The organism is Tessaracoccus yangjingae, from assembly GCF_054483935.1.
Map to the genome: position 1 here is coordinate 2,175,149 of NZ_CM137014.1, position 24,933 is coordinate 2,200,081.

A 24,933-nucleotide genomic window follows, 5' to 3' on the forward strand; every position below is an offset into this window, starting at 1 on the left:
GGTTCGCGGATCGGCTCACGCTCAGCGTGAGCGTGGGCCCCGTCGCGAACCCATCCATTGGCTCAACGCAGGTCGCTGGGCAGGACCGGGGAGAACCTGGCGACCGTCAGAGGGGCCGGAGCGCCAACAGCCCGAGGGTCGTCTCGACGAGGCTGGGCAGGCTCTTCTCCGTGAAGTGAGCGACGAGCCACCCGGCCTTCATGAGGGTGAGATCGCGTGCCCTGTCTGCGTGGAACGATTCCGGCGAGCTGTGATAGGCGTAGCCGTCGAACTCGAGCGCGATCTTCTGCTCGCGGAACCCGGCGTCGACGTAGAACTTGTGGCCGCTCGCGAAGACGGGGAGGTTCGACCGCCAGCCGGTGATGCCGGCGTCGCGAAGGGCCGCGTGAGCAGACAACTCGAGCGCTGACCACGGCGAGTCGGAGGACTGATCGAGGAGATCCCGACGGAGCTTGTTTCCCCGGCGGCGTGGCGTCAGTGCCAGCGCGCGCCTCATCTGCTTGAGGGTGCAGGCATTGCGTCGAAGCGCCTGCTGGATGGGCTCAGCGCCGAGCTCAGGGATGAGATCGAGCACGGTGAGTTCCGGGACGGTGCAGAGCACGCCGTCGCGGCGAGTCAGCAGCTCGATGGGGATGAGCCTCTCCTCGACCTCGAGTCCGTAGCCTGGGTTGATCGCGCGTCGGCACGCGAGTTCCAGCGTCTCCTTCTGCTCGATCTCTGGCCAGAATGTGTGCGCCGCCGCATGGCGGCGCACCAGTGCGAGGTCGTCCCCGTAGGCCTTGATGGCGCGAAGCCGTCCTGTGGTTGTCGCGGCGGTGCCGGGACTCCCGTACACGCCGGGCAGCATGCGGTCGAGTTGGCCCCGGAACGCGCGGGCATTCAGGGCGCGGGCCTTGTGCGGGAGGAGCCGCGCGGTGACGACGCCGTCGGCGATTCCCCGGATGATCTCGGGATCCATGCCGCCTAGTCTCGGCACCGATCGGGTCGCGGCCAAGGGCGATTCCACAACTGTGGATAACTCTGCGACGGGGCTACAGATTGTCGGCGCGCTGGGACGGGGGACAGGGGAGACGGGCGGACGGGGGGACGGGGGGACGGGGGGACGGGGTTTGAGCCGATGGATGGGTTCGCGAGGTGCCTCGCGCTCAGCCCACGCCTGGCATCGTCCGCGAACCCATCCATCGGCTCAAACCCCTCCAGGCCGGGGCGCCGCTGCCAACAGCGTGGCGCGCGGCCGGCGACGGCGGGGCCGACGACGGCGGTGTGGACGGGCGACGGCGGTGTGGACGGGCGACGGCGGGGTGGCGCGCGACGGCGGTCACGGGCTGCCTGGGCGTGGGTCAAGGGGACCGGAGGCGATGCCAGGGCATGGAGGGGGCGGTGTGGGAGTCGGTTTGCGGGGCGCCGAAGCGATCGTGTACTGTTCCTACTCGTGCCCGGGTGACCGGGCGCACAGGGGTATGGGGTAATTGGCAGCCCGCCGGATTCTGGTTCCGTCAGTCTAGGTTCGAGTCCTAGTACCCCTGCGGAAGGTGTTAAACTCCTTCTCGCTAGGGCCCCGTTGTGTAGCGGCCTAGCACGCCGCCCTCTCAAGGCGGTAGCGCGGGTTCGAATCCCGTCGGGGCTACAAATGAAGTCCCCCAGTCGGAAACGGCTGGGGGACTTCGTCATTTCTGGGTCATGTCTGGGCCGGCGCGGCAACCCGCGACCAGGCAGGTCCAGGCGCCTCGATCCGTAGACCCGCGTTCCGGCGGGCCCCGGACCGACCGACGGCTACTCCGGGGCGCCGCTGCGGCGCAGCACCTCACTCAGCCGCTCAGCGGCGGCCAGCACCGCGGGGGCGTGGAGCCGGCCGGGGGAGCGGGTCAGCCGCTCGATGGGCCCGGAGACCGACACGGCCGCGATCAGCTTGCCCGACGGCGCCAGCACCGGCGCCGACACCGACGCCACGCCCGCCTCCCGCTCCGCCACCGACTGGGCCCAGCCCCGCCGTCGGACGCTCTGCAGCGTGGTCAGCGTGAAGGACGCGCCCTCCAGCAGCTTCTCGAGCTTCTCTGGCTCCTCCCAGGCCAGCAGAACCTGGGCGGCGGACCCCGCCGTCATCGAGAGTTGGGCGCCGACGGGGACGGTGTCGCGCAGGCCGGAGGGACGCTCGACCGAGGCCACGCAGATGCGGGCGTCGCCCTGCCGTCGGAACATCTGCACGGACTCGCCGGTGATGTCGCGCAGCCTGGTCAGGATGGGCCCCGCCGTGGCCAGGAGGGGATCCTCGCCGGCGGATTCTGCCAGTTCGATCAGGCGCGGACCGAGGACGAAGCGCCCCTGCAGATCCCGCCCGACCAGGCGGTGATGCTCCAGTGCCACCGCCAACCGGTGCGCTGTGGGCCGGGCCAACCCGGTGGCTGTCACCAGCCCTGCCAGGGTCAACGGATTGCGCTCCAGTGCTGCCAGCACGGAGGCCGCCTTGTCGAGTACGCCAACGCCACTTGTGTCGTCCATATGGTGAGATTATCAATCCACTATGTGGACATGCAAACGACACACGCCGGGCTCGGGCCGCATACTTGACGGCAGATTTCCTGTCGAGTGTCTGAGAAGAGGAGCCATGGGCAAGACCCTGAGCGAGAAGGTATGGGACGCGCACGTCGTCCGCGCGGTTGAGGGGGAGCCCGACCTGCTCTACATCGACCTGCACCTGGTCCACGAGGTGACCAGCCCGCAGGCCTTCGACGGGCTCCGCCTGGCCGGCCGCCCCGTGCGCCGCCCGGACCTGACGCTGGCCACCGAGGACCACAACACGCCCACGCTGAACATCAACCTGCCGATCGCGGACCCCGTCTCGCGCACCCAGGTGGACACGCTGCGCAAGAACGCAGCCGAGTTCGGTATCCGCATCCACTCGCTCGGTGACCGCGACCAGGGCGTCGTCCACATCATCGGCCCCCAGCTGGGAGTCACACAGCCGGGCATGACCATCGTCTGCGGCGACTCCCACACCTCCACCCACGGCGCGTTCGGCGCGCTGGCGTTCGGCATCGGCACCTCCGAGGTGGAGCACGTGCTGGCCACCCAGACGCTGCCGCAGAAGAAGCCCCAGACCATGGCCGTCAACATCAACGGCGAACTGCCCGACGGCGTCACCGCCAAGGACGTCGTGCTGGCGCTCATCGCCAAGGTGGGCACCGGCGGCGGGCAGGGCTACATCGTCGAGTACCGCGGCTCCACCGTCGAGGCGCTCTCGATGGAGGGCCGCATGACCATCTGCAACATGTCCATCGAGTGGGGCGCGAAGGCGGGCATGATGGCCCCCGACGAGACCACCTTCGCCTACCTCAAGGGCCGCCCGCACGCGCCGGAGGGCGAGGACTGGGACGCCGCCGTCGAGTACTGGAAGACGCTGCGCACCGACGACGACGCCACGTTCGACGTGGAGGTGGACATCGACGCCACCCAGCTCACCCCCTTCGTGACGTGGGGCACCAACCCCGGGCACGGCGTCCCCCTGGGCAGCGTTGTGCCCAGCCCGGAGGACTTCGAGTCCGAGGTGGAGCAGGCCACGGCCAGGCGCGCCCTGGAATACATGGCGCTGACCCCCGGCACGCCGATGCGCGACATCACGGTCGACACGGTCTTCCTGGGCTCCTGCACCAACGGCCGCATCGAGGACCTGCGGCTGGCCGCCTCCATCCTCGAGGGCCAGCACATCGCCGACGGGGTGCGCATGCTCGTGGTGCCCGGCTCGGCCCGCGTCCGCCTGCAGGCCGAGGCCGAGGGCCTGGACAAGATCTTCCTGGACTTCGGCGCCGAGTGGCGCGCCGCCGGCTGCTCGATGTGCCTGGGCATGAACCCGGACCAGCTGGCCCCGGGTGAGCGCGCCGCGTCCACGTCGAACCGCAACTTCGAGGGACGTCAGGGCAAGGGTGGCCGCACCCACCTGGTGTCGCCGCCGGTTGCCGCCGCCACCGCCATCGTCGGCCACCTGGCCGCCCCCGCTGACCTGATTGGACGCTGATCATGGAACCCTTCGTCAACCACACCGGCGTCGCCGTGCCGCTGCGCCGCTCCAACGTCGACACCGACCAGATCATCCCCGCGGTCTACCTCAAGCGGATCACCCGCACCGGCTTCGAGGACGGCCTGTTCGCCGCCTGGCGCAACGACCCCGAGTTCGTGCTCAACCAGGAGCCGTTCAAGACCGGCACCATCCTCATCCCCGGCCCGGACTTCGGCACCGGCTCGTCCCGCGAGCACGCGGTGTGGGCACTGCAGAACTACGGCTTCAAGGTGATCGTCGGCACCCGCTTCGGCGACATCTTCCGCTCCAACTCCGGCAAGGCCGGCCTGCTCGTGGCCGTGGTCTCGGAGGCGGACCGAGACCGCCTCTGGGACGCGATCGACGCGGACCAGAACGTGCCCACCACGGTGGATCTGCCCACGCAGACCATCACGCGCGGCGACGTCGTGGTCAGCTTCGAGATCGACGAGTACACCAAGCACCGCCTGCTCAACGGCCTCGACGACATCTCGCTCACGCTGATGCAGGCGGACTCGATCTCCGCCTATGAGGCGACGCGGCCGTCGTTCAAGCCGAAGACGCTGCCGGTGAGGACCGCCGACACCGTCGCCTGACGAGCCACCCCGGCGCGCGGCGCGGGCACCAGCGAGTCTGGTGCCCGCGCCGCGTCTCTGTCTGCGGTCCCTACACTTCCACTGTGACCCTCCCGGATGACGCGCCGACCGCAGCAGCAGACGCTCCCCGCCGGTTCGACCGCCTCAGCCTCGGCCTCTACGGGGCGTTCCTGCTCTGGGGGTGGCTGCTCTACGCGTTCGGCCCGGTGATCCAGATCCTCGGGCGGGAGACGGGATTCAGCGCCGCCGAGATCGGCCTGCACGGCACCGCCATGGCGCTCGGGACCGCGCTGGCGGGCGGAGTCCTCGCCCCCGTCGTCCGGGCCCTGGGACGACGGGGTGCGCTGGTGCTCGGCGCCGCACTGGTCTCGGCCGGGGGCGCCGGGCTGACCGTCCTGTCCGCGCTGCCGGCGACAATGGCCGCGACCCTCGTGCTGGCCGTCGGCGGGAACATGGCCATCGCCGCTGCCCAGGCCGGGCTCGTCGTCCATCACGCTCCCCATCCGGCGGAAGCGGTGACGACGGCGAACGGCCTCGGCACGCTGGTGGGTCTCGTTGGCCCGGTGGCTATCGGCGCGAGTGTCGCGGCGGGGTTCGGCTGGCGCCCCGTGGTGCTGGTGACGGTCCCGATGAGCCTGGTCATGGTCGTGATCTGGCTGCGGATGCCGGCGTCGCCCGCGATGACTCCCCGCGCGCAGGGGATGAGCGTAGGCGCGGGCCGCGAGCGCCGCGCCGACGCGGAGCGACGCGCGGACCGACAGGGCGTCCTCGGGCGGGTGGTCCATCAGTTGCCGGCCGCGGGCTGGTGGTTCCTGCTGGCCGCGCTGATCGGGGTGGCGATCGAGAGCGCCACCACCTTCTGGTCGCTCACCCTGATCACCGAGCGCACGGGTGCTGGCACCGCGGTGGCCGCCGCGGCGACGGCAGCCTTCGTCGGCGGCATGGCCACCTCGCGTCTGGTCTCGTGGTGGTTCACGGCCCGCTACTCGCCCAGCCGGCTCGTCGTGGCGGCGTTCGCCGTCAACGCCGTCGGGTGGCTGGTCCTGTGGCTGGCGACGGTCCCCACGGTGGCCATCCTGGGGCTCGCTCTCTCCGGGATGGGCTGCGGCCTGCTGTATCCGTTCGCGGCCAGCCTCATGCTGTCCACCGCGCGCGGCTCGAAGGACTCCGCTCAGGGCTTGATCATGGTGGCGTTGGGGATCGCCGTGGGAGTCGTGCCGTTCGTGCTCGGTCTGCTGGCCGATGCCGCAGGGGTGCACACCGCCTTCCTCCTCGTCCCGGCGCTGGCGGCCGTCGGTGCGGGGGCCGCCTGGCTGGGCGCATCGAGTCTCGCGGACTCGTGATCGGTCCCCGGAGGGCTCGCCGGCCTTCCCGGCCGCCGAGTGCTCACCTCACGAAGCCCTTGAGCACGAGCAGGAGAAGCGAAGAGATACCGACCGTGAGCGCCACCGCGCCCAGGATGTCGGCTGCCCCTGACCACTGCCGGGTCCTGTCCATCCATGCCACCTCATCGGGCGTGAGAGGCTCGTCGGAGAGCTGAATGGTCAGGCTGACGTTCTCTCTGCTGGACACGTTCTTGAAGTAGCTCGTCAGGGCTGTCCCAGGGCCGGCGTCGACCGGGTAGAAGAGCTGGTAGTCGAGGACCATCTCGGCCTCGCCCGCGCGGACATCGTCGTGAGAGAGGTAGACCCGGTGCTCGACGGTGAAGTCGCGCTCGTCCGGGTCCCCCGAGAAGGAGTTGGGCCAGTCCCGGCCAACGGGCATCTGCACGTCGAGCCATGGCCCAGCGTCGTCGTCGCTGAGCGGGTACACGCGCACATCCGCAGTGCCCCGGTAGTGACCCTTGATGGATGCGATCCCCGGGTGGAACTCGATGTCGATGTAGCCGCCCGGCCGGAACACTCCCTCTGTGCTCACGCCCTTCATGGCCGGTCCCTCGACCGCCTGGTAGCTCGACGGGGGTCTCATGAGGAGGTGCGCGGCTGCGAACACCACCAGCGACGCGAGCAGGAGCGCGCCCCAGAGCACCCGGGACCGCTTCGCGGCGGCGCCTGGAGGGGCGGGCCGCCGACGTGGCCCATGGCTCACATGACTGGGCCCAGCCTTGCTCATGGCCTTGCCTTTCCTCACTGTCCATGATCCTCCGGCGATGGCCGCCGTGCGGGCTGAACGACACTTCCCGCCGAGCGGCCGCCGCGGGTCTAGGCTCGTTACACCCGCCCTCGCGCGGGTGGGCTGCGGCGACGACGGCGCGGAGGTGAAGGCGCATGGGGCTCGACTACCGGTACCTGCTGTTCGTCGAACGCGACGCCGAACTGGAGGCGCTCCGGCACCTCGCGGGGATCTCTGCTGCCCGTCGTGATGGGACCTCGGTGGAGGTTCCGGGCCCCGGCGACATTCCCTACCGGGCCGAGACGTGGCCGTTCAAGGCCGCGGCCGGGACGCCGCCGCACCTGTGGTGGGACGACCCGGCGCCGGAGTGGAACTTCGCCACGGTGCTCGCCTTCGAGCCCGACGACGCGCTCCGCTGGTATCAACGCGACGAGCCGCGGCTGGACGCGCAGGGCCGCCACGAGATCGGCTACATCTACCTCACCGTCCACCGTCGGATGGAGGACTGGGCCTCGGGGGCGGACGACGGCGTGGTGCTGTTGGAGTTCGGGACCACGGGCTCGAAGATGAGCGCGATGTTCTCGGAGTCAGAGTCGGTCAGGCGCGCGATGGTCCGCCTGCTGGAGGACTGCCGAGGTGTGTGCGGGATCTTCGACTGGGAGGACCACGCCACCCTCTTCTGGTGGCGGGGGCGCGAGCTGGACGTCGAGCTGCCTCAGGCTGAGCTGGACCTGGCGGAGGTGGAGCTGTCCGTGCCACCGGTGGAGCCGGTGGTACGGCCCGCGCCGCTGGAGCCGCCGTCGGAGGACGACGCGCGCGAGCCGTCGTTCTGGACCCCCCGCAACTCCACCTGCGACCCGTGGTGGCGCCGGATGTTGGACCGGATCCTCAGCGCGGCTCGTCGGCCGGGCTGAGCGGTGCATCGGGACGGGGGCTCCGCACGACCTCCGCCAGATGGGGCGGGCGGGCCGAGGGGACGACGAGGAGCGCCAGGAGCGAGACCGCGCCGACGACGGTGAGGGCGCGGAGGATGCCGTAGTGGTCTCCCAGGAAGCCGAGCAGCGGCGGGCCGGCGAGGAAGGCTGTGTAGCCGATGGTGGAGACCACGCTCAGCCGGGCGTGCGCCCGGGCCGGCTCGTCGGCCGCCGCGGACATGCCGACGGGGAAGCCGAGGCTGGCGCCCACACCCCAGACCGCCGCGCCCACGAAGGCCAGCCACGGCGTGCCGAAGACCACCAGCAGGCAGCCGAGGATCGCCGAGACGAACAGGACGCGCAGCACCGGCACCCGCCCGTAGCGGTCCAGCAGCCGGGTGCCGAGGATCCGCCCGGCGGTCATGAAGGACAGGAACACGGCCAGCGCCAGCACGCCGAAGGTCTTGTCCAGGCCGTGGCCGTCGACGAACGCGACCGCCATCCAGTCGTTGGCCGTGCCCTCGGTGAACGCCGCGGCCAGCACCATCACCCCGATCAGCAGGGTGCGGGGCTCGGTCCAGGCGGACCTGGCCGGGGCCGGGGCGGCGGGGGAGGCGGCGCCCGGTTCGCCGTCCTCGAACGCGGGCAGGAACTTCGACGTGCCCCACAGGACCAGGATCGCCGACATCGCGCCGACGGCGCCGATGTGCCAGATGAGCGGCACGTTCAGCCAGACCATCAGGGCGCCGACGAGCGCGCCCAGCACGGTCCCGCCGCTGAAGGCGGCGTGGAACCACGGCATGATCGAGCGGCCCAGGCCGCGTTCGATGATGGTGCCCTCGAGGTTCTGGGCCACGTCCCAGACGCCGGTGCCGAGGCCGAGGAGGAACAGGGCGGCTGCGGCGGCGGCCATGGGGAGCCCCGCCTGGACGCTGGCGGCGGCCAGCACGAGGCCGGGGAGCGCGACCACCATCGCTGCGCGCACCGCGCGGGTGGCGCCGAGGCGGCGGGTGACGAGCCCTGCGATCGGCAGCCCGCACAGCGCTCCGGCGGAGACGGCCAGCAGGAGGAGGCCGAGGCCGCCCGGGCTGAGCGCGAGCATCTCCTTCACGTCCGGCACCCGCGACATCCAGGACGCGAACGCGAACCCGTTGACGGCGAAGACGACGAAGTCTCCGTTGCGGGCGCTCAGCACCGCGGGCCGCCCCCCTGTGGTGTTCGGCGTCGCCTCAACCCCATGTGTCATGTGGATGAGCGTACAAACGGCGCACGACATTCCCAGAATCGGCCGCTTTCGGCGGCCCGCGGGGTCACCCTGCGGCTAACCCCGGCCCGGCGGAGCGGCCACTCGCGCTCGTCCTAGGCTGGGACGAGTCCACTGTCAGGAGCACCGTGAATCCGCTTGCGAGCACCTTCATCACCGCCGCTCTGGTCTTCTACTCCGTCGGGGTGTGGGGCGAGCGGCTGACCGGCCGCCTCCGGTGGTGGAACTTCGCGTTCTTCGTCCTCGGCCTCGTCTGCGACACGGTGGGCACCGGCATGATGTTCGACTTCGTCGGGGGTATGACCTTCGACGTCCACGGCATCTCCGGGCTCATCGCGATCCTGCTCATGCTGGTCCATGCCGTTTGGGCGGCCGTCGTGCTGATCCGGAAGGATGAGGCGGCGCTGAAGAACTTCCACCGGTTCAGCATCTTCGTCTGGGCCGTCTGGCTGATCCCCTACTTCAGCCCGATGTTCTTCGCCCTGGCGAGCTGACCTGACAGCGGGTCCAGGCGGGTTTCCCGGCCCTGGCGTGGTAGGTGTTGACCATGACGATCCTCGACGCCGCGACACTCACCGGCCGCCTGGTCAGGCTGGAGCCCCTCAGCGACGAGCACGTCGACGGCCTGCGCGAGGCGGTGCAGGACGGCCGCATCCACGACCTCTGGTACACCTCGGCGCCCGCGCCCGAGGCGATGGCGGCCGATGTCGCAGTCAAGCGGGACCAGTGGGACCGTGGCCTGATGCTGCCCTTCGCGATCCGCCGACTGGCCGACGGTCAGCTGATCGGGGTGACCACCTTCTGCACTCCCCTCCCGGCCGTGCCCGCGGTGGAGATCGGCTACACCTGGCAGGCCGCGTCCGCGCACCGCACGGGCACGAACTGGGACGCGAAGCTCCTGATGCTGACCCATGCCTTCGAGCAGTGGGGCTGCCGGCGGGTGTGCTTCCGGGCGACGTGGTTCAATCATCGGTCGCGGCGAGCGATCGAGCGGCTCGGGGCCGTGTATGAGGGGCGCATCCGCAATGACCGGATCCTGCGCACCGGGGAGGTGACCGACACCGCGCAGTACTCGATCACCGACGGCGACTGGCCCGCCGTCCGCCGCCACCTCCAGCACCTGCTTCTCGACCGCTGATCCGCGGCCGACGGGGTGCTACCCGATCGAGACCGCTCCCGCCAGGCCGATGGCGCCGATGAGGAGGGTCGCGGCGGCACCCAACACGAGCGGCCTCCGTCCGACGGTGGCCAGGGCGCGCAGGTCGACGCCCAGCCCGAGGGCGAACATCGACGCGGCGAGCAGCAGCTGCTGCACATGCCCCAGGGCAGCGAGCGCGGGCTCGGGGATGAGGCCGGTGGTGCGGGCGGCCATGGCGGCCAGGAAGCCGACCACGAACAGCGGGACCGCTGGAGGCAGCCGCACGTCACGGCGCTGGTCAACCGGAAGCGTCCGGACGCGCCGTCGCTCGCGAACGGCGAGCACGCCCATCACCGGGGCCAGCAGCGCCACGCGGGCGAGCTTGACCGTAACGGCCACCCCGAGCGCCTCGGCTCCGACGAGCCCCGCCGCCGCGACCACCTGCGCCACCTCGTGGGTGGAGGCCCCGATCCACATCCCCGCCGCGGCCGGCGTCAGGCCGAGCAGTGCGACGAGGACGGGCAGCGCCACGATCATCCCGGTGCCGAACACCACCACGAGCGCAACGGCGGTGGCCACCTCCTCCTCGTCGGAGTCGGTCACGCCCTCGGCCGCCGCGACCGCCGCGGCCCCGCAGATCGAGAACCCGGCCGCCACCAGCAGCGACTGTTCGGCACCCAGCCCGAGCCGTCGCCCCAGCCAGGCGGTGGACGCGAAGGTGACGGCCACCGCCGTCGCGACGAGGACGAGGGTGGCGGGGCCGAGCCCGGCCACGGTCACCAGCGACACCTGCAGCCCCAGCAGCACGATGCCCACCCGCAGCAGCCGTCGGCCCGCCACCGCGACCCCCGGCGCCCAGTTCGCAGTCGTCCCGCGCGCGGTCCGCCAGGCGACGCCCGCCAGGATCGCGACCAGCAGCGGGCTGGCGATCGGCACCACCTGGTGCACCGCGACCGACGCGACGGCGGCCACCAGGCACGCGGCCAGCCCGGGGGTGACGGAGCGGAGGGAGTTCATGCCCCTACCGTGCGCCGAACAGGCGCCGCGGCGGTAACCCGATCCGGACACCAACCCATATGATCGCGATATGACCATCCCTCCGGACGAGCCCGGCCTTCCGGCCCTGCGGCTGCTGGTCGCCGTCGCCGAGCAGGGGTCGCTGGGCGCCGCGGCCCGGGAGATCGGTATGGCGCAGTCCAACGCGAGCCGCGCCCTGGCCGGGCTGGAGCGACGGCTGGGGTTCGCCGTCGTGCGCCGCAGCGCCGTCGGCTCCGACGTCACGCCCGAGGGCGCGCTGGTGGTGGGCTGGGCGCGCGAGGTGGTGGAGGCGATGGACCGGCTCCTGGCCGGCGCCGGTGCGGTGACCGCGACGGCCGGGGGAGCGGTGACGGTGGCGGCGAGTATGACGATCGCCGAGTACCTGGCGCCCGTGTGGCTCGCGGCGCTGCGGCGCGTGCACCCGGACGCCGCCGTCTCGCTGGAGATCCTCAACTCCGACGCGGTGATCGAGGCGGTCCGGCACGCGCGGGTGGCCGTGGGGTTCGTCGAGTCGCCGGACGTGCCCGACGACGTGTCCAGCCGGCTCGTCGGCCGCGACCGGCTCATGGTGATCATCCCTCCGGAGCATCCGTGGGCGGAGCGTCGCGGCGGGGTCACGGTGGGGGAGCTGGCCCGGACGCCGCTGGTCGAGCGGGAGACGGGATCGGGGACCCGTCGATTCCTGGACCGGGCCGCCACGTCGGCGGGGGTGACGGCGCGGGCCACGCCGGTGGCTCAGTTGTCGAGCAATGCCGCGATCGTCGCGGCCGTTGCCGCGGGGTTGGGACCGGCGGTGTTGAGCAACCACGCCGTCCGCGGTGCGCTCATGGACGGCAGGGTGCTCGCCGTCCCGGTCGACGGCGGGCCGATCGAGCGGGAGCTGCGCGCGGTGTGGCTGGGCGGGCCCGCCCCGCGCGGCGTGGCGGGAAGACTCGTCGACCTGGCCGCGTCGACCCCGCTGTCCGCGTGACCGCGGGCGAGGAGCGCAGAGCCGAATCCCTCCCGCGGGGCTGAGGTGCGCAGCGACACCCCACCCGCTGGCTGAGGCGCGAGGAGCGAAGCGACGAACCCCACCCCTGGCTGAGGTGCGAGGAGCGAAGCGACGAGCCTCGAAGCCTAAGAAAAGTACCTTGTCAGGTCACGTTCTTTAGGCTTCGAGGCCGCTACGCGGCACCTCAGCCAGCGGTAGGGACGTTCCGCGGCACCTCAGCCGGCGGCAGGGCGTCGACGACAGGCTCCGCAGCCTCAGGCGCCGTACTCGTCGTCGGTGACGTGCTCGAGCCAGGTGACCACCTCGCCCTGGTCGTCGGCCTCGTGAATCGCGACGTGCGCCATGAACCGGTCGGCGGTGGCACCGTGCCAGTGCTCCTCGTTCGGTTCGATGTAGACCACGTCGCCGGGACGGATCTCCTGCACCTCTCCTCCCCGTCGGGCGACGTACCCGATCCCGTCGGTGACGTACAGGGTCTGCCCCTTGGGGTGACGGTGCCAGGCGGTCCTGGCGCCCGGGGCGAACCGGACGTGCGCGGAGCCGACGGCCGACTGCTCGTCCGGGGTGCGAATGGCGTCGACGAACACGGTGCCGGTGAACCAGTCCGCGGGTCCCGGGTTCGTCTGACCGCGGCTGGGGGTGAACTTCATGGGGTGATTCCTTTCATGTGTCCGGGTTCTGGACCAGCCTGAGCAGCGAGCCGTCGGGGTCGAGCAGGGCACCGATCCGCATTCCGGAGGCCTCCAGTATGGGCCGCTGGACACGCGGCCACCCGACGGTTGTCTCGGGGATACCGGCAGCGAGGCACTCGGCGTGGAAGGCGTCCACATCGTCGAGGCGCAGGCACGCTCCGAAGGATGAAGTTGCGGGGTCGAGATCCGCGAAGGGAAAGAACTCGACGACGACGCCGCCCCGCCTGAGGATCAGCCAGCCCGAGTCCTGGAAGACGACCGAGAACCCGAGCCGCGCGTAGAACGCGACGGTCGCGGCGAAGCTGCGTGACGGGAGGTTCGGCGTGGCGTGATCGACCATCCTCGACCCTAACCCGATGTGGGCCAGCTGATCAGTCACGCGTCACTTTGGGTCCGGCTGGGCGTGTTGCTTCTGGCTCATGATCAAGGCGAGGAGCGTGTACCCCGCGAAGACAACACCCGCAGCGAGCGCCGTCAGGTAGAGCGCCTCGTCGACGCCGCGCCAGACGCCGAGGATGATCAGTGTCAAGCTCGCCGCGATGATGATGTGAAGTGGCAACCCGACCAGAGGGAAGACCCGGTCCAGCGGCTCGGGAGCCCTGTTCATCGCCTTGGTCTCGGGGGTTCGGGAATCCACGACCAGCACGACTACCCAGATGACCAGGGCCGCCAGGGCCGACGACAGCCACAGGGTGTGATCGTGGACCCCGTAGCCACTCACGGCGACGGGGACCAGCGCGGCGACGACCACCCAGACACCGAGTCCGAGCACAGACCTGAGGTAGACCAGGTCGTGGACGTCCGTGACGCGGGAGCTTCGCGCGCCGATCAGGGCGCCGAACCCGACGTATACCCCGGCGATCTCGGCGAACTGCATGAACACTTCGGCCTTCATGGTGCCTCGGATCCAGACGCTGCCTCACACCATCATCGGAGCTCGTGCGCCTGTTTCCAGGCTAATGGTCACCCTGGCGCCGGGGGCCGTTTGGATCAGCTCGGGAACTGGGTGCGAGCACTCGTGCCGACCGCGGGCCCACCATGCCGCACCGAGCCTTCCTTGGTCGCTGTAGCGTGGCCGACGATCGGGTCACCCGCCCATGCCAGGTAGTGGTCGATGGCCTCACGGGGTCGTTCGGATTCGCTCACTCCCTCCGACCAACAACCTCCACGAACAGTCGTGCAACAAGAGCCGGGATACGTTCAACGAAGCTGATCGGAAGGAGCACCAGAACGGGGCTGACTAGCCTGAAAGCGAGATCGACTTCGGTGAGGCGTGTGGAAGTCGTTCACTTGTCGGTATCGAGCGCTATACCGGTGACTCGGGCGAGCTCGTCCAGGAGCCGGCGCTGGAAGTGCTCGTCGTGGGCCGAGGGATGTGGCTTCGCGGGCCGTTGGTGGTGCCAGTAGCCACCAGTTGTCCTGGCCCGGGGGTCGTCGCTGGTGGCGAGCCACTCCTGTGTGAGGTGTCCCAGGCGGAGGTCGTCGGGGGCGGAGGGGCCGCCCATCCTGGTGGGCACCCAGCCTGGGTCCACGGCGTTGCTGAACGTGTGGGGCCAGCGGCGGGCCACGGCCATCGCGAGGGTGGTGACCAGCAGCTTGCTGTCGGAGTAGTTGCCAGCCCGGGTGCCCGCCCAGTCGATGTGCGCGAGGTCCGGGCGGCCGCCGCGGTGCATGCCGCTGCTGAGGTAGACCAGCCGGTCAGGGCGCAGCATGCAAGCGGTGAGCAGGTAGGGCGCCACGACGTTGACCGGGATCACCGCCGGCCCCGAGTACACGCCGGCGTTGTGGATGACGGCATCCATCCGGCCCAGCGCGTTCACCTCTTCCGCGACTTGGCGGGTCTGCGCCATGTCGGAGAGGTCCCCGACCACCAGCGCCGCCCCGCGATCGAGGAGGTCGCGGACCGCGTCGCGACGATCGGGGTGGCGCACGTGGACGACGACATCGTGTCCGGCCCGCAGGAGTTCGCTTGACGCCGCCTTGCCGAGGCCGTCGGCCGATCCGGTGACGAAGATTCGCACGTGGATCAACCTACCCGCAGCCGAGACGCCGTCGACTCACTGCCGGGCTTCGAGCCGCTCCATCGCGTCAATGGTTCACGCTCATGCTCCATCGCCTGCCTCCGCCGATCCACCCGACGTGGCAGCGAGCGAGTGGGTCAGCGGCCCGTCGGCGAGCGGCGAAGGTCGTAGGTGGACAGCGGCTCGGGGCCCGCGACCACGCGGCGGGTGACCTGCAGGATCGCGTCCTCGTTAGGGTCGACCCGCCACCTGACCAAGGCGATGGATCCGTTGTCGATCTCCAGGGCGGTGATGTGTGACGGATAGATGCAGCTGCCGGAGTTGAAGTAGGGCATCTGGTTGCCCCGCGGGAACTTCTCGCGGTGGGTGTGGCCGCAGATGAGAGCCATCCGGTTCTGACGGATCCACTTCACGTAGTTGCGCTCCACCTTGTGCCGCTTGTAGGAGTTGGCAACGGGGCTGGTGGGGCTGTGGAACCCGAACGCGTGCGCGTACCTCCAGAACGCGCGCATCATGAACCGGCTGAACCTCCAGGCCTGGTCGTTGGGGAAATCGCCCTGGTGCCCGTGCACCAGCAGGACGTCCTGCCCGGTCTCCCGGTGCCGGAACACCACCGACTCCACCGCCTCCAGACCGTGGAAGAAGGGCTCAACCTCACCGGTCACCGCGTCCTTCGCGGTCCACAGGTGCTCACGGACGTACCTGGGATCCCGCAGGTCGAGGTCGTGGTTGCCCCACATCCGGATCAGCCTGCCCGCGTGGTGGAACTGGAGCATCTGCTCCCACACGGCGCGGTTGGCCCTGATGATGTGCTTGTAGTCGTGTTCCCAGAGCTCGTCGCCGTCGCCGGCCTCGACGTAGGTGAAGCCGTTCTTCCAGTAGTAGTCCATCGCGGCCGTGAACGAGTTCTTGTTCTTGAGGAACTCGTCGGACTTGGAGCCGTCCCCGCGGTGGCAGTCGCTCATGATCACGTAGCGGGAGGTGTCGTCGATGAGCTCGACGCGGGCGTCCCTGTAGGCCTCGGTCAGACGAGTCATCGTCTTCACAGCAATCACCGCCAGACACTGTCGTTTCCTCGATCATAGGTCGGTGGCGAGGGGGGTGCGCCTCGTTGTGCTGAGGCGGGCTCCTTGGCGGCGTGATTCCTTATAGACGTCGACGGCTCTGCGGGAGCTGAGCCATTGCCCGTCACTGCGTTGGTGGGCTTCGAGCCGGCCGCGTTGGGCGGCGGCGCGGATGGCGACGAGACTGAGGTCGGCGTCGACGAGGGCCGCGATGGGAACGAGCTTCGCGGGGCCGGCCACGTTGGGGATGATGAAGCGGTTCAGGTTGTCGATCATCCCGCGGGCGAGGATCTCGCCGAGGGTTCCGACATCGCCCTTGTCTGCTTGTTGCATGGCCCGCAGATAAGCGGCTCGCTGTTCCTTGAGGATCACCACCGGCGGGTGGCCGAGCCTGACGAGCACGAGGTTCAACGCGAGCCGGCCGGTGCGGTCGTGGCCGTCGATGAACGGGCGTTCCTCACTTTGTTCACTCAGATGGACGGCAAAATGAACTAAACAAAGTCCATCCTTGATGCACCATGTTCAGAGGTTGCCGCCGCGAGTAGAACTAGACACTCTTTCGGGGGTCGAAACCTGTGTCCTGGACTCCCACGCCCCACAGTGACCAGCCCGACCGATAGGCTCCATCCCACGATGAGTAGCGCTAACACCTTCGCACCCGGCAACGTCGTCGTGGTGCGCGACGAGGACTGGCTGATCACGTCAGTGGACGAGTCGTCCGACGGACCCGTCCTCAACGCCCAGGGCCTCTCCGACCTGGTCCGCGGCCAGGACGCCGTCTTCTACCCCTCGCTGGACCGGATCAAACTCAACGACCCCCGCGACACCACCGTCCGCGCCGACGACTCACCCAAGTACCGCCGCTCCCGGCTCTGGGTGGAGTCCACGCTCCGCAAGACCGCCGTCCCGCTCAGCGACGACTCGCTCACCGTCTCACCCCGCATGCTCGCCCGCCAACTCGGCTACCAGCACAAGGCCGTGGCCAAGGCCCTCGACCCCGCGACACTGCGGCCCCGCATCCTCCTCGCCGACGCCGTCGGCCTCGGCAAGACCCTCGAGATCGGCATGATCCTCTCCGAGCTCATCCGCCGCGGCCGCGGGGAGCGGATCCTCGTGGTCACCCCGCGCCACGTGCTGGAGCAGTTGCAGCACGAGATGTGGAGCCGCTTCGCCATCCCGTTCGTGCGACTCGACTCCCAGGGCGTGGCCCGCGTCAAGCAGAAGCTGCCCGCCAACCGCAACCCGTTCTCCTACTTCCGCCGCGTGATCATCTCCATCGACACGCTGAAGCAGGAGCGCTTCGTCCACGACCTGCGCCGCCACCACTGGGACGCCGTCGTCATCGACGAGTCGCACAACGTCACCAACACCGCCACCCTCAACAACCGCCTGGCCAGCATCCTCGCGCCGCAGGCCGACGCCCTCATCCTCGCCTCCGCCACCCCGCACAACGGGTCGCGGGAATCGTTCGCCGAGCTGGTCCGCCTCCTCGACCCCACCGCCGTCAAGGCCGACGGCGACCTCGACGCCAAGCGCGTCGAGCAGCTCACCATCCGACGACACCGCCACAGCGCCGAGGTGGCCGAGGAGGTGGGCGCCGACTGGGCCGAGCGCCTCGAACCCGACAACCGCCTCATCGACGCCTCCCCGCAGGAGGACGCCGTCGTCGACGAACTGGTGGACACCTGGCTCCGCCCGACGACCACTTCGCCCTACTCCGGCGCCAACGGCTCGCTCTTCCCGTGGACGCTGGCCAAGGCCTTTCTGTCCTCGCCCGCAGCCCTCCGCGACACCCTCCGCAACCGCATCGAACGCCTTGACCACACGCCCGCCGCCCACCGCGAAGCCGAGGCCCTGCGACGCCTGGCCGTCCTCAACGACGCCACCACGGCCACCTCGTCGAAGTACCAGGCCCTCGTCTCCTACCTGCGCGACGAGGTCGGCGTCGGCCCCGCCTCTCCCATGCGCGCCGTCGTCTTCTCCGAGCGCGTCGCCACCCTCCACTGGCTCCAGGTCAAGCTGGAGAAGGACCTCGGACTCAAACCGGACCAGGTGGAGGTCCTCCACGGCGGCCTGGCCGACGACCAGCAGCAGGCCATCGTCGAGAGCTTCAAGCAGACCAGCTCACCCATCCGCGTGCTCGTCACCGGCGACGTGGCCTCCGAGGGCGTCAACCTCCACAAGCAGTGCCACCACCTCATCCACTACGACATCCCGTGGAGCCTCATCCGCATCGAGCAGCGCAACGGCCGCATCGACCGCTACGGCCAGAAGCAGCCCCCGCAGATCACCACCCTGCTGCTCAACACCGCCAACGAGCGCTTCTCCGGCGACATCCGCGTCCTCACCGCGCTCGTCGCCCGCGAGCACGAGGCCCACCGCGCCCTCGGCGACGCCGCCAGCCTCATGGGCCGCTACAGCGTCACCGCCGAGGAAGAGGCTATCCGCCAGGTGCTTGCCGGGTCCAAGAGCTTCGACGACGTGGTGGCCAGCCCCGAGGACATCGCCACCAGCGTCGACGACTGGCTGGCCCAGTACCTCGACGACGACGCCGACGATCAGCCCGAGCCCGCCGTCGTCGGCGACCACCTCCTCTACGCCAAGCCGGTGGACTTCCTCCGCGACGCCCTCCACGAGTACTACCCCTCACCCGAGGACAGGCCGCTCCCGCGGGACCTCGGCGGCGTCGCCTGGCGCGAGCACCAGGCCGAGCACATCGTCGAGTTCGTCCCACCCGCGGATCTGCGCCAGCGCTTCGAGGTGCTCCCGCAGAGCTACCTCGCCGACCGCAACGTCCTCGAGCGCCTCCAGCTCGTCACCGAGCCCAACGCCGCGAGCACCATCCTCGACGCCGCCCTCACCGACGCCAGCGCCTCCTCCTGGCCCGAGGCCCACTACCTCGGCCCCCTTCACCCGGTGCTCGACTGGGCCGCCGACCGCGCCCTGTCCCGGCTCGCCCGCGGCGAGACCTTCGCCGTCCGTGGAGAGGTCGACGTGCCCACCGTCCTGCTCAACGGCACCCTCATCAACCGCCGCGGCCAGGTGGTGGCCTCGTCGTGGCTGTCCGCCCAGTTCCACGGCGCCACGCCCTTCGTCGAGGTCCACGCGACGGCGGGGGAGATGCTCGCCGACGCCGGCGTCATCGGCGAACGCAGCAACCCCGGCCCCGTCCAGCTCCCGGACATGGACCTCGTCCGGCCCGCCGTCGACCGCGCCGAGGACACCCTGCGCTTCCAGTTCCAGGCCGCGGAGTCCGCCGCGAAGGCGCGGGTCGACGAGTGGGTGGCCCGCGCGGAGGAGTGGCAGTCCGAGGCCGAGGCGTTGATTCAGCGCGACCAGGTGCGCCGCCGCCGCGCGCTCGTCGACGCGCAGGAGCGGCTGAGCCGCGACATGACCCCCGACCGTCAGCTGGTGCGCCCCCTGCTGGTGGTCCTCCCCGCCGACACCCCGGAGGCCACCCATGGCTGACAGCGACGCCCTCCTCGTCGTCGAGGACTGGATCAGTGAGCACTTCTTCACCACCGACGCCCGCAAGGAGTCCTACCTGGCCCGCGTGCTGGACCGCGTCAAGCAGTGGCGCGACGCCGAGCACCCCACCACCAAGTCACGGTTCACCGCCGAGCGCTCCAAGCTGGCCACCGCGATGGCCGCCCTCTACGCCGACGACGACCCGGACCCCGACGCCGCCGCAGTCCTCCACGCCGACCTCCGCCGCGTCCTCGGATACGAACCCGGCCCCTACGAGACGACGATCAACGGCCCCGTCCGGCTGCTGCGCTCACCCGGCCTCGAACCCACCCTCGCCCTCGTGGAGGCCAAGCCCGCCGCGACCCTCGACGAGCTGTTCGCCCGCCACGCCGACACCCTCGCCGAGCCCTACGTCGTCGACGACGGGGACCCGATCACCTCGGCCACCAAGCTGGTCTCCACCCTGTTCCTCGACCACGAGGAGACGAAGTTCGCGCTCATTATGGCCGGCCGCTGGCTGGTGGTGGCCGAGGCGTCCCGATGGCCGGAGGGCCGCTACCTGGCCGTCGACCTCCACACCGTCGCCGAGCGGGGCGACACCAAGCAGGGCGGCGAGATCGACCGGGCGCTGGTGGCCGTTGACGTCGAGTCGCTGGCCCCCGACGCCGATGGCAACATCTGGTGGGCCGCGACGCTGGAGGCGTCCGTCGCCCACACCGTCGGGGTCTCCGCCGACCTGCGCGAAGGCGTGCGGGAGTCCATCGAGCTCATCGCCAACGAGGTGGTGGACCGACGGCGCGCCCAGGGCCTCGACCCGCTGCCGCAGAGCCAGGCGCAGCCGCTGGCGCTGCAGTCGCTGCGGTTCCTCTACCGGATCCTGTTCCTCCTCTACGCGGAGGCGTCGCCGGAGCTGAAGATCCTGCCCGTCGGCGACCCCGACTACGCCCGCGGCTACTCCCTCGACCGGCTCCGGGAGCTGGTGCAGGTGGAGTTGGCCTCGCCGCGCGCCCGCTCCGGCACCCACCTGTACGAGTCGCTGGCCCTCCTCTTCCGCCTCGTCGACCGCGGCCACAATATTCCGCTGGTTGAGGACCCCTCCCCGCTGGTTGACAGCTCATCCCGCTCCCCGCTGGCTGAGGACCCTTCCCCGCTGGTTGAGGAGCGAAGGAGCGAAGCGACTGAGCGTCTCGAAACCTATGAAACGCAACCTGACGCAGAGACCGAAGACCGCGAGTACGAACACACCAACTCGGACCGGCTAGTCGAACGAGGTCTCGAGTTCCAACCCCTCCGCGCCGACCTCTTCTCACCCCAGGCCACCTCCCTCATCGACGAGGTCGGCCTCGGCAACCACGCCCTCCAGGAAGTCCTGCGCCGACTCCTGCTCAGCAAGGAACGCTCCGGCAAGGAGCGCGGCTTCATCAGCTACGTCGAGCTCGGCATCAACCAACTGGGCGCCGTCTACGAGGGCCTGATGAGCTACACGGGCTCGTTCGCGGACGTGGACCTCTACGAGGTGGCCCGCGACGGCAACCCGGAGAAGGGCTCCTGGGTGGTGCCCGTGGACCGCGCCGACCACCTGGCCGACAAGGACTTCGTCCTCGACACTGACCCCGTCACCGGCCAGAAGAGCCGCCGCCGCTACACCCGTGGCCAGTTCGTCTTCCGGCTCTCCGGCCGCCAGCGGCAGCGCTCCGCCTCCTACTACACCCCCGAGGTGCTGACGAAGTTCACCGTCTCCGAGGCGCTCGCCGAGCTGCTGGACCAGGACGGCCACACCACCACCGCCGAGGAGATCCTGGGACTCAGCGTCTGTGAGCCCGCGCTCGGCTCCGGCGCGTTCGCAATCGAGGCCGTTCGGCAGCTGGCCGAGCAGTACCTCAAGCGCCGGCAGGAGGAGCTGGGGGAGCGGATCGACCCCGACGTCTACCCGGCCGAACTGCAGAAAGTGAAGGCCTACCTCGCGCTGCACAACGTCTACGGCGTGGACCTCAACGCCACCGCGGTCGAGTTCGCGGAGATCACGCTGTGGCTGGACACCATGGCCGAAGGACTCCAGGCCCCGTGGTTCGGGCTGCGGCTGCGCCGCGGCAACTCGCTGGTGGGGGCCTCGCGCTCCTTCTACACGCGCGATCAGGTGGGCGACAAGCGTTGGCTCACCACCCCGCCCACGGCGGAGCCGCTCACCGACATCGCCGCCCGCATCGAGCAGGACCGCCCCGAGCTCAGCGGCTCGGGCGGCCGCATCCACCACTGGCTGCTGCCAGCCGCAGGCTGGGGAGCGACATCCGAGTCCAAAGAGGCGAAGGAGCTCGTCCCCGACCGGGTGGCCAAGGTTAAGGCGTGGCGGAAGGCGACCAAGGGCAAGCCGACGAAGAGGCAGCTCGACCAGCTGGTAGCGATCTCCCACCAGGCCGAGGAGCTGTGGGCGATGGCCTACCGTCGCCTGAAGGTCGCCGAAGAACAGTCCGCCCGTCACATCAAGCTGTGGGGAAACCCACTGGCTGACCCGCCATTCCCGCTGGTTGAGCCGGTCGCCGGCGAGGAACGAGCCGCGCAACCGCGTCGAAACCCCGTGAGCAACGCGCCTATCCGCACAGTGACCCGCGAACAGATCGAAGAGTCCCTCGCAGACGTCGACGGCGCCTACCGTCGACTCCGCCGCATGATGGACGCCTGGACCGCACTCTGGTTCTGGCCGCTGACCGGCGACGAGGTGGCCCCGCCCACGCTCGACCAGTGGATCGACGCCGCCCAGGGCATCCTCGGCACGCAGAAGCTGTCCTCCCGCGGCTCGAAGCAGGGGATGGGCACGCTGTCCCCGGGCGACCAATGGGAGGCGATGGCCGACCAAGAGAACTTCGAACTCGCTGGCGCCGGCGCACGGCGCGTTGAGGACGTGCTGACGGACCACGCGTGGCTGCTTGTCTGCGAGGACGTCGCGAGGGAGCAAGGCTTCTTCCACTGGCAGCTCGACTTCGCGACGGTGTTCGGCCGCGGAGGCTTCGACCTGCAGGTGGGCAATCCTCCTTGGGTGAGGCCCACGGTGGACATTGATGCGCTGCTCGCTGACAGGGATCCCTGGTGGCAGCTGGCACGCAAGCCATCTGAGACTGCTCGCGCCGCACGACGGGAGGAGACTCTTCGGATTGTCGGAGCAGCTGAAACCTTGGTGGCGGGCGCGGCGGAGATAGGCGCTCTTGCTGAGTTCGTAGGTCACGTGACCACATATCCGGTCGTGACGGGTCTTCAGCCCGACTTGTATCGCTGCTTCATGAGCCGCTGTTGGGCGAACGCTTCACCGCAGGGCACGACGGGCCTGATCCATCTAGATACACATTTCACTGACGAGCGCGCTGGCCCAATGAGGGACGAAACGTATCGTCGGCTGCGTCGACACTGGGCCTTCATGAACGAACTCAAGCTCTTCGACGAGGTTCAGGATCAGAAGGTCTTCAGCGTGAACGTGTATTCCCAACATCAAGAGCCTAGCTTCTTGAATGCGTCCGGCATCTACCACCCTGAAGTCGTTACCAGGTCCTTGACGCAGGATGGAACGGGCGCAGAACCAGGGTTCAAGCACGAAGGGCTTTGGGATCGACGGCCACATCAATCCCGAATCCAGCGCGTCGATGAGAGTGTGCTCGAGCTTTGGCGCGATGTGCTCGAGGAGTCGGATGTTCCGATCCGCACCACGCGTATGCTTTACTCCGTCAACCGTTCATCGGCCGGAGTTTTGGCTCACCTGGCGCTGTCGAGCCGCGTGTCTCGGCTGGGGCTGCGCTTCTCGAGCGGGTGGCACGAGAAGATGGATCGCCAGAAGGGACGCTTCGTTCAGGACTGGGGCCTAGCCCATTGGAATGAAGCCATCCTTCAAGGTCCGCACCTGTTTGTGGGCAATCCATTCTACAAGTCACCGAATTCGACCATGCTCCACCAGCAGGACTGGTCGTCCGTTGACCTCGAAGCGTTGCTCTCGGCTGCCTTGCCAGTGACGGCGTACAAGCCAGCGGGACGCCAATCGGACTATGACGCGGCGTACGGCGCGTGGGACGGGATCCTGGTCCGAGACCTATTCCGCGTGGCTTGGCGATGCATGGCGGCTAACACGGGGGAACGCACGCTAGTGGCGGCGCTAATCCCTCCTGGCGCCACGCACGTCGATGGCATCTATTCGGCTCATCACAATCCGGGGTGTAGTCGGGGTCTGAATCCGCCGGTCTCGAGCAGTGATCTGGCGATGTAGTTGGTGAGGTTGCGGAAGCCGAGGGCTGATCCGCGGAGGTGTTCGAGGCGGCCGTTGAGGGCCTCGGTGGGACCGTTCGAGGTGCCGGGCCGGTCAAAGTAGGCCAACACGTCGTCGGCTCGCTTCTTCAGTGTTCGGCCGAGTGTGATCACCTCGGTCAACGCGGCGGGGACGCCCTGGCTGACGGAAGCGATCAGACTGGTCATCATGGCCCGGCCTCTGGTCCGGTCGGGTTCACGGTAGGCCGCGATCATCCGTTGATAGATGCCCCAGGTGGCTTCGACCTCGACATGATCATCGCCCGCGAACAGGGCAGTGAGCCTGTCCTTCTGCCTGTCGGTGAGGAGGTCGGCGCCGGTGTGCAGAGTGCGGCGCGCCGAGTAGAGCGGGTCACTGGTGCGGCCTCGATGTCCGTGGATGGCCTGTTGGACGCGTCTCCGGCATCGGTCGAGGGCGTCGCCCGCGAGACGGACCACGTGGAAGGGATCCATGACGGCAGTAGCGTCGGGCAGCTCTTCGGTGGTGGCGGTCTTGAAGCCGGTGAACCCATCCATCGCGACGACCTCGACTCTGTCGCGCCATGCCTGGTCGCGTTCGGTCAGCCACTGCTTGAATGCCTGCTTGGAGCGCCCTTCGACCATGTCGAGCAGCCTGGCAGGCCCGGTTCGGTCGCGGATGCCGGTCAGGTCGATGATGACGGTGACGTACTTGTCGCCGCGGCGGGTGTGGCGCCACACGTGCTCATCCACGCCGATGACCTTCACGCCGTCGAACCGGGTCGGGTCGTCGATCAGGACCCGCTTGCCTTCGGCCAGGACCGCCGTGTTGGCGGTGTTCCACGACACCCCGAGCCCTTCGGCGACGCGGGCGACGGTGAGGTGCTGCACGACCAGGCCCTCCAACGCCCACCGCAGCCCGCGGCGTGACAGCTTCGCCCGCGGTTCCGCGGCGCGGCTGGTGTCTTGTCGCCACACATGCCCGCAGCCGGTGCAGCGGTAGCGACGGATCGTGACCAGCAACGTGGTCGGCCGCCAGCCGAACGGTTCATGCGCCAACGGCCGCGTCACGGTGTCACGCGCGAGGCCCTCGCAGCCGCAGCGTCGGCACCACTGATCCGGTTCCACGACCCGGCAGGCGAGCACCGCACGGCCAGGCTCCAACAGTTGGCCGGTGACCTCCAGGCCGAGCTCGTCGAGGCGGCAGAACGAGGTCAGGTCAGGGCGGGCGAACCCCGCCTCAGGGGTAGCATCAGACACGTCGAGGTCTTCCAGATGGGCAGTGTGAGAACTTCCATCATCGGGAGACCTCGACCCCTACCCGGCCCGACGCGCCGAACAGCCCCCTACACCCTCATCT

At 69.6% G+C, this 24,933-nt stretch carries 21 protein-coding genes and 2 tRNA genes; 11 read left to right on the forward strand and 12 right to left on the reverse strand.

What is annotated here, in order from left to right:
• Positions 1 to 106: 106 nt before the first annotated feature.
• Positions 107 to 958, reverse strand: a complete 852-nt coding sequence (locus tag ACX1D3_RS09660) for a putative endonuclease domain-containing protein (RefSeq protein WP_458993676.1) — start codon at positions 956 to 958, stop codon at positions 107 to 109.
• A gap of 496 nt (positions 959 to 1,454) precedes the next feature.
• Here ACX1D3_RS09660 and ACX1D3_RS09665 point away from each other — a divergent pair.
• Together ACX1D3_RS09665 and ACX1D3_RS09670 are read left to right on the forward strand one after the other, a co-directional pair.
• Positions 1,455 to 1,526, forward strand: a tRNA-Gln gene (locus tag ACX1D3_RS09665).
• 28 nt (positions 1,527 to 1,554) lie between these two features.
• A tRNA-Glu gene (locus tag ACX1D3_RS09670) sits at positions 1,555 to 1,627 on the forward strand.
• A gap of 146 nt (positions 1,628 to 1,773) precedes the next feature.
• Here ACX1D3_RS09670 and ACX1D3_RS09675 read toward each other — a convergent pair.
• Positions 1,774 to 2,499, reverse strand: a complete 726-nt coding sequence (locus ACX1D3_RS09675; protein ID WP_458993677.1) for an IclR family transcriptional regulator — start codon at positions 2,497 to 2,499, stop codon at positions 1,774 to 1,776.
• A gap of 106 nt (positions 2,500 to 2,605) precedes the next feature.
• Here ACX1D3_RS09675 and leuC point away from each other — a divergent pair, with 106 nt between their 5' ends.
• The 3 genes from leuC (at position 2,606) to ACX1D3_RS09690 (ending at position 5,972) form a co-directional block, all read left to right on the forward strand.
• Positions 2,606 to 4,012: a 3-isopropylmalate dehydratase large subunit gene (leuC, locus tag ACX1D3_RS09680; RefSeq protein WP_458993678.1), complete on the forward strand. Its 1,407-nt coding sequence runs from the start codon at positions 2,606 to 2,608 to the stop codon at positions 4,010 to 4,012.
• A 2-nt stretch (positions 4,013 to 4,014) separates the two neighbouring features.
• A complete protein-coding gene (gene leuD, locus ACX1D3_RS09685) occupies positions 4,015 to 4,629 on the forward strand; it encodes a 3-isopropylmalate dehydratase small subunit (RefSeq protein ID WP_458993679.1) in 615 nt (204 codons plus the stop codon).
• 83 nt (positions 4,630 to 4,712) lie between these two features.
• Positions 4,713 to 5,972: an MFS transporter gene (locus ACX1D3_RS09690; RefSeq protein WP_458993680.1), complete on the forward strand. Its 1,260-nt coding sequence runs from the start codon at positions 4,713 to 4,715 to the stop codon at positions 5,970 to 5,972.
• Positions 5,973 to 6,015: 43 nt separating this feature from the next.
• Here ACX1D3_RS09690 and ACX1D3_RS09695 read toward each other — a convergent pair whose 3' ends face one another.
• Positions 6,016 to 6,657: a hypothetical protein gene (locus ACX1D3_RS09695; RefSeq protein WP_458993681.1), complete on the reverse strand. Its 642-nt coding sequence runs from the start codon at positions 6,655 to 6,657 to the stop codon at positions 6,016 to 6,018.
• Positions 6,658 to 6,896: 239 nt separating this feature from the next.
• Between ACX1D3_RS09695 and ACX1D3_RS09700 the strand changes: the two genes are divergently transcribed.
• A complete protein-coding gene (locus ACX1D3_RS09700; RefSeq protein WP_458993682.1) occupies positions 6,897 to 7,655 on the forward strand; it encodes a hypothetical protein in 759 nt (252 codons plus the stop codon).
• Here ACX1D3_RS09700 and ACX1D3_RS09705 read toward each other — a convergent pair.
• Positions 7,630 to 8,901, reverse strand: a complete 1,272-nt coding sequence (locus ACX1D3_RS09705) for an MFS transporter (protein ID WP_458993683.1) — start codon at positions 8,899 to 8,901, stop codon at positions 7,630 to 7,632. The two genes, ACX1D3_RS09700 and ACX1D3_RS09705, sit on opposite strands and share 26 nt — an antisense overlap.
• Before the next feature lie 146 nt (positions 8,902 to 9,047).
• Here ACX1D3_RS09705 and ACX1D3_RS09710 point away from each other — a divergent pair, with 146 nt between their 5' ends.
• Together ACX1D3_RS09710 and ACX1D3_RS09715 are read left to right on the forward strand one after the other, a co-directional pair.
• The gene (locus ACX1D3_RS09710; protein WP_458993684.1) at positions 9,048 to 9,413 is read left to right on the forward strand and encodes an HsmA family protein; all 366 of its coding nucleotides are present in this window, start codon (positions 9,048 to 9,050) and stop codon (positions 9,411 to 9,413) included.
• Positions 9,414 to 9,466: 53 nt separating this feature from the next.
• Positions 9,467 to 10,057, forward strand: a complete 591-nt coding sequence (locus ACX1D3_RS09715) for a GNAT family N-acetyltransferase (RefSeq protein ID WP_458993685.1) — start codon at positions 9,467 to 9,469, stop codon at positions 10,055 to 10,057.
• Positions 10,058 to 10,075: 18 nt separating this feature from the next.
• On the opposite strand, the gene ACX1D3_RS09720 is transcribed toward ACX1D3_RS09715, so the two are convergent.
• A complete protein-coding gene (locus ACX1D3_RS09720; protein ID WP_458993686.1) occupies positions 10,076 to 11,074 on the reverse strand; it encodes a YeiH family protein in 999 nt (332 codons plus the stop codon).
• A 70-nt stretch (positions 11,075 to 11,144) separates the two neighbouring features.
• On the opposite strand from ACX1D3_RS09720, the gene ACX1D3_RS09725 reads away from it, so the two are divergent.
• Complete coding sequence (locus tag ACX1D3_RS09725; protein WP_458993687.1) at positions 11,145 to 12,065, forward strand: LysR family transcriptional regulator; 921 nt, start codon at positions 11,145 to 11,147, stop codon at positions 12,063 to 12,065.
• A 275-nt stretch (positions 12,066 to 12,340) separates the two neighbouring features.
• On the opposite strand, the gene ACX1D3_RS09730 is transcribed toward ACX1D3_RS09725, so the two are convergent.
• The 6 genes from ACX1D3_RS09730 to ACX1D3_RS09755 all read right to left on the reverse strand — a co-directional run bounded on the left by ACX1D3_RS09730 (position 12,341) and on the right by ACX1D3_RS09755 (position 16,238).
• Positions 12,341 to 12,736: a (R)-mandelonitrile lyase gene (locus ACX1D3_RS09730; protein WP_458993688.1), complete on the reverse strand. Its 396-nt coding sequence runs from the start codon at positions 12,734 to 12,736 to the stop codon at positions 12,341 to 12,343.
• 13 nt (positions 12,737 to 12,749) lie between these two features.
• Complete coding sequence (locus ACX1D3_RS09735; protein ID WP_458993689.1) at positions 12,750 to 13,118, reverse strand: bleomycin resistance protein; 369 nt, start codon at positions 13,116 to 13,118, stop codon at positions 12,750 to 12,752.
• A 42-nt stretch (positions 13,119 to 13,160) separates the two neighbouring features.
• Positions 13,161 to 13,673, reverse strand: a complete 513-nt coding sequence (locus ACX1D3_RS09740) for a hypothetical protein (protein ID WP_458993690.1) — start codon at positions 13,671 to 13,673, stop codon at positions 13,161 to 13,163.
• Between the two features lie 391 nt (positions 13,674 to 14,064).
• Positions 14,065 to 14,799, reverse strand: coding sequence for an SDR family NAD(P)-dependent oxidoreductase (locus ACX1D3_RS09745; protein WP_458993691.1), 735 nt, complete (start codon positions 14,797 to 14,799; stop codon positions 14,065 to 14,067).
• Between the two features lie 137 nt (positions 14,800 to 14,936).
• Entirely contained in the window at positions 14,937 to 15,836 is a 900-nt protein-coding gene (locus ACX1D3_RS09750) for a metallophosphoesterase family protein (RefSeq protein WP_458993692.1), read from the reverse strand.
• Positions 15,837 to 15,878: 42 nt separating this feature from the next.
• Entirely contained in the window at positions 15,879 to 16,238 is a 360-nt protein-coding gene (locus ACX1D3_RS09755) for a hypothetical protein (protein WP_458993693.1), read from the reverse strand.
• Between the two features lie 258 nt (positions 16,239 to 16,496).
• Here ACX1D3_RS09755 and ACX1D3_RS09760 point away from each other — a divergent pair, with 258 nt between their 5' ends.
• Entirely contained in the window at positions 16,497 to 19,331 is a 2,835-nt protein-coding gene (locus tag ACX1D3_RS09760; RefSeq protein WP_458993694.1) for a helicase-related protein, read from the forward strand.
• Positions 19,324 to 23,577, forward strand: coding sequence for a class I SAM-dependent DNA methyltransferase (locus tag ACX1D3_RS09765; protein WP_458993695.1), 4,254 nt, complete (start codon positions 19,324 to 19,326; stop codon positions 23,575 to 23,577). Before ACX1D3_RS09760 ends, ACX1D3_RS09765 begins: the two co-directional genes overlap by 8 nt.
• Here the strand turns inward: ACX1D3_RS09765 and ACX1D3_RS09770 are convergent.
• Positions 23,514 to 24,833, reverse strand: a complete 1,320-nt coding sequence (locus tag ACX1D3_RS09770) for an ISL3 family transposase (RefSeq protein ID WP_458993696.1) — start codon at positions 24,831 to 24,833, stop codon at positions 23,514 to 23,516. The two genes, ACX1D3_RS09765 and ACX1D3_RS09770, sit on opposite strands and share 64 nt — an antisense overlap.
• Between the last annotated feature and the right edge of the window lie 100 nt (positions 24,834 to 24,933).

What these genes read in the sequence shown, in the direction of transcription:
- ACX1D3_RS09660 (WP_458993676.1), bottom strand. Translation starts at nt 958, where the DNA reads ATGGATCCCGAGATCATCCGGGGAATCGCCGACGGCGTCGTCACCGCG.
- ACX1D3_RS09675 (WP_458993677.1), bottom strand. Translation starts at nt 2,499, where the DNA reads ATGGACGACACAAGTGGCGTTGGCGTACTCGACAAGGCGGCCTCCGTG.
- leuC (WP_458993678.1), top strand. Translation starts at nt 2,606, where the DNA reads ATGGGCAAGACCCTGAGCGAGAAGGTATGGGACGCGCACGTCGTCCGC.
- leuD (WP_458993679.1), top strand. Translation starts at nt 4,015, where the DNA reads ATGGAACCCTTCGTCAACCACACCGGCGTCGCCGTGCCGCTGCGCCGC.
- ACX1D3_RS09700 (WP_458993682.1), top strand. Translation starts at nt 6,897, where the DNA reads ATGGGGCTCGACTACCGGTACCTGCTGTTCGTCGAACGCGACGCCGAA.
- ACX1D3_RS09705 (WP_458993683.1), bottom strand. Translation starts at nt 8,901, where the DNA reads ATGACACATGGGGTTGAGGCGACGCCGAACACCACAGGGGGGCGGCCC.
- ACX1D3_RS09715 (WP_458993685.1), top strand. Translation starts at nt 9,467, where the DNA reads ATGACGATCCTCGACGCCGCGACACTCACCGGCCGCCTGGTCAGGCTG.
- ACX1D3_RS09720 (WP_458993686.1), bottom strand. Translation starts at nt 11,074, where the DNA reads ATGAACTCCCTCCGCTCCGTCACCCCCGGGCTGGCCGCGTGCCTGGTG.
- ACX1D3_RS09725 (WP_458993687.1), top strand. Translation starts at nt 11,145, where the DNA reads ATGACCATCCCTCCGGACGAGCCCGGCCTTCCGGCCCTGCGGCTGCTG.
- ACX1D3_RS09730 (WP_458993688.1), bottom strand. Translation starts at nt 12,736, where the DNA reads ATGAAGTTCACCCCCAGCCGCGGTCAGACGAACCCGGGACCCGCGGAC.
- ACX1D3_RS09735 (WP_458993689.1), bottom strand. Translation starts at nt 13,118, where the DNA reads ATGGTCGATCACGCCACGCCGAACCTCCCGTCACGCAGCTTCGCCGCG.
- ACX1D3_RS09740 (WP_458993690.1), bottom strand. Translation starts at nt 13,673, where the DNA reads ATGAAGGCCGAAGTGTTCATGCAGTTCGCCGAGATCGCCGGGGTATAC.
- ACX1D3_RS09750 (WP_458993692.1), bottom strand. Translation starts at nt 15,836, where the DNA reads ATGACTCGTCTGACCGAGGCCTACAGGGACGCCCGCGTCGAGCTCATC.
- ACX1D3_RS09760 (WP_458993694.1), top strand. Translation starts at nt 16,497, where the DNA reads ATGAGTAGCGCTAACACCTTCGCACCCGGCAACGTCGTCGTGGTGCGC.
- ACX1D3_RS09765 (WP_458993695.1), top strand. Translation starts at nt 19,324, where the DNA reads ATGGCTGACAGCGACGCCCTCCTCGTCGTCGAGGACTGGATCAGTGAG.